Raw genomic sequence first — 3632 nt, 5'->3', positions numbered from 1 at the left:
CAGCCATCGTGACGCCGCTGGCGTCGCGGCAGGCTGCGAATGTCTCGGAGGGCCATGGTGTGGTGCGCAATCCGGGGATGGCGCTGGACGTTGGGTTCCTGGAATCGATGCGCAGCGTCAACCGCTCGGCGCTGGAGCGGCGGGTGGCGACGCTGACCAAGCGGCGCTCGATCAAGGCCGACAACCAGGCGGCGTGGCTGCTCAGGGCCATCTCCTTGATGGACCTGACGACGCTCAACTCCAACGACACCGACGAGCGCGTGCGCCGGCTCTGCGCCAAGGCGCTGAACCCGCTGCGCGCCGATCTGGCCGCGGCGCTGGGGTTGGGCGACACCGTGATCCGCCCGGCGGCGGTCTGCGTCTATCATCCGTTCGTGGCGACCGCCGTCGAGGCGGTCAGGGGCACAGGCATCCATGTCGCGGCGGTGTCGACGGCTTTCCCGCACGGGCTTGCGCCCTTGTCGACGCGGCTGGCCGAGATCGAGGCGTCGGTCGCCGACGGCGCCGACGAGATCGACGTCGTCATCCCGCGCGGCCTTGTGTTCGGGGCCAGGTGGCAGGAGCTCCATGACGAGATCAAGGCGATGCGGGCTGCCTGCGGCGAGGCGCATCTGAAGGTCATTCTGGGTACGGGCGACCTCGCGACCTTGCGCAATGTCACGCTCGCTTCGATGGTGGCGATGATGGCGGGCGCGGACTTCATCAAGACCTCGACCGGCAAGGAAAGCGTCAATGCCACGCTGCCGGTCGGTTTGGCCATGGTGCGCGCCATCCGCGCCTATCACGAGCAGACGGGCTACCTCATCGGCTTCAAGCCGGCCGGCGGCATCTCGACGGCGAAAGTCTCGCTCGACTGGCTTATCCTGATGAAGGAGGAGCTCGGCCGGCCCTGGCTCGAACCCGAGCTGTTCCGCTTCGGCGCGTCGAGCCTGCTCACCGACATCGAGCGCCAGCTCGAGCACCATGTCAGCGGCCGCTACTCGGCCAACCACCGCCACGCCATGGCGTGAGGCGATGGGCGCGAAAGCAATAGCCGTGGAGCTTCTTCGCACCCCCCTCTGGCCTGCCGGCCATCTCCCCCACAAAGGGGGAGATCGGCAGCTTCGTCCCCCACGCCTTTCCTCCAACCTCGGCGATTGGCGGCGACGTCAGCGCGGGCTGATCTCCCCCCTTGTGGGGGAGATGGCCGGCAGGCCAGAGGGGGGTGCGAAGGATCGCCGACCTCGCAACGAATTGCTGGGAACAGTCCGATGAACATCCTCGAACGATACCACGCCATGGACTATGCCCCCGCCCCCGAGGCCCGCACGGAAGCCGATGCCTGGCTGGCGGGCCGCGATTTCGCGAAGGCGCTGTTCATCGCCGGCGACTGGCGCGCCGGTTTCGACGGCAGGAGCTTCGACACCGCCGATCCCTCGACCGGCAAGGTTCTGGCGAAAGTCTCCGAGGCGGGTGCCGCCGACATCGAGGCGGCGGTCGCCGCAGCGCGCAAGGCGCTGCCCAAGTGGAGCGCCTTGTCGGGCTACGAGCGCGCCAGGGTGCTTTACGCCATCGGCCGCGCCATGCAGCGCCACCAGCGCCTGTTTGCGGTGCTGGAATCCCTCGACAACGGCAAGCCGATCCGCGAGAGCCGCGACATCGACGTGCCCTTGGCGATCCGCCACTTCATCCACCATGCCGGCTGGGCCCAGTCGCTCGCGAGCGAATTCCCCGGCCGCAGGGCGGCCGGCGTCGTCGGCCAGATCATCCCGTGGAACTTTCCGCTTCTGATGCTCGCCTGGAAGATCGCGCCCGCGCTCGCCACCGGCTGCACGGTGGTGCTGAAGCCGGCCGAGTTCACGCCGCTGACGGCGATACTGTTCGCCGAGATCTGCGAGCGTGCCGGGGTGCCGAGGGGCGTGGTCAACATCGTCCAGGGCGGCCCCGAGGCGGGGGCGGCGATCGTCAACCATCCCGGCATCGACAAGATCGCCTTCACCGGCTCGTCCGAGGTCGGCAAGATCATCCGCAAGGCGACGGCGGGCTCGGGCAAGAAGCTGTCGCTGGAGCTCGGCGGCAAGTCGGCCTTCATCGTCTTCGAGGACGCCGATCTCGACAGCGCCGTCGAGGGGCTGGTCGACGGCATCTGGTTCAACCAGGGCCAGGTCTGCTGCGCCGGCTCGCGGCTTTTGGTGCAGGAAAGCGTGGCCGAGGCCTTCATCGCCAAGGTCAAGACACGCATGAGCCGCCTGCGGGTCGGTTCTCCCCTGGACAAGAACACCGACATCGGCCCGCTGGTCGACAGGACCCAGCTCGACCGCGTCAGGCGCCTTGTCGAGGAAGGGGCCAGGCAGGGTGCAGTCTGCTGGCAGCCCGACCACGAGGTGCCGCAGACCGGCTACTACCATCTGCCGACACTGGCGACGGGCGTGGCGCCCGCCAACATCCTCGCCCAGGAGGAGGTGTTCGGCCCGGTGCTCGCCACCATGAGCTTCCGCACCACCGAGGAGGCGGTCGAACTCGCCAACAACACCCGCTACGGCCTTGCCGCCTCGGTGTGGAGCGAGACCATCAACCTGGCGCTGCATGTCGCCCCGCAGCTCGAGGCCGGCGTGGTCTGGGTCAACGGCACCAACATGTTCGACGCAGCTTGCGGCTTCGGCGGCTATCGCGAGTCAGGCTTCGGCCGCGAGGGCGGGCGCGAGGGGCTGGAGGAATATCTGGCGCCCTCCGAACCGCATGGCCCCGTCATCAAGCCGGCGGCCCCCAGGGCTGCCGCCCGCGACAATGGCGAGGCCCACGGCATCGACCGCACCGCAAAGCTGTTCATCGGCGGCAAGCAGGTGCGCCCCGACGGCAATTATTCGCTGCCGGTGTTCACCCCGAAGGGCAAGCTCGCCGGCGAGGTCGGCCTCGGCAGCCGCAAGGACATCCGCGACGCGGTCTCGGCCGCCCGCGCCTGCAAGGCCTGGCCGGAGGCCACCGCCTACAACCGCGCCCAGGTTCTTTACTACCTTGCCGAAAACCTCTCCGGCCGCACGGAAGAGTTCGCCGCCCGCATCTCGGAACTGACGGGGGCCGCCCACAAGGCCGCCAAGGCCGAGGTCGAGGCCTCGATCGAGCGGCTGTTCTGGTACGCCGGCATGGCCGACAAGTTCGAGGGCCGGGTGCACCAGCCGCCGGCGCGCGCGGTGACCTTGGCGCTCAACGAACCGGTCGGCGTCATCGGCATCGTCGCCCCCGACGAGGCACCGCTGCTCGGGCTGGTCTCGCTGGTCGCCCCCGCGCTCGCCATGGGCAACACCGTGGTGCTGGTGCCCTCGGCCACCGCCCCGCTCGTCGCCACCGATCTCTACCAGGTGATCGAATATTCCGACGTTCCGGCCGGCGCGATCAACATCGTCACCGGGCACACGGGCGAACTCGCGGCTGTGCTCGCCAGGCACGACGACGTCGACGGCCTGTGGGTCGTCGCCGAGGCCGACATCTGCGCGCAAGCCGAGGCCGAATCCATCGGCAACCTCAAGCGCGTCTGGACCGGCCACGGCCGCAGCCTCGACTGGCAAACCGCCCAAGGCGACGCCTTCCTCCGCCGCGCAACCGAGGTCAAGAACGTCTGGGTGCCGTATGGGGACTGAGGGAATAGGGCAGTA

The 3632-nt window shown here is 68.9% G+C and carries 2 protein-coding genes; both read left to right on the top strand.

Annotation, left to right across the window (positions count from 1 at the left end; translation table 11 throughout):
• On the top strand, positions 1-1010 hold a 1010-nt coding region (gene deoC, locus PV773_RS25080), incomplete at its 5' end, for a deoxyribose-phosphate aldolase (RefSeq protein WP_347968979.1).
• Positions 1011-1250: 240 nt separating this feature from the next.
• Positions 1251-3617 (top strand): aldehyde dehydrogenase family protein, encoded by a 2367-nt coding sequence (locus tag PV773_RS25075; RefSeq protein ID WP_347968978.1) that lies wholly within the window; start codon positions 1251-1253, stop codon positions 3615-3617.
• Positions 3618-3632: the final 15 nt, after the last annotated feature.

The organism is Mesorhizobium sp. CC13 (assembly GCF_039907765.1).
Taxonomy (GTDB): Bacteria; Pseudomonadota; Alphaproteobacteria; order Rhizobiales; family Rhizobiaceae; genus Aminobacter.
Note: the sequence above shows the minus strand (reverse complement) of the source record. Positions and strands in the feature narration are given on the sequence as shown.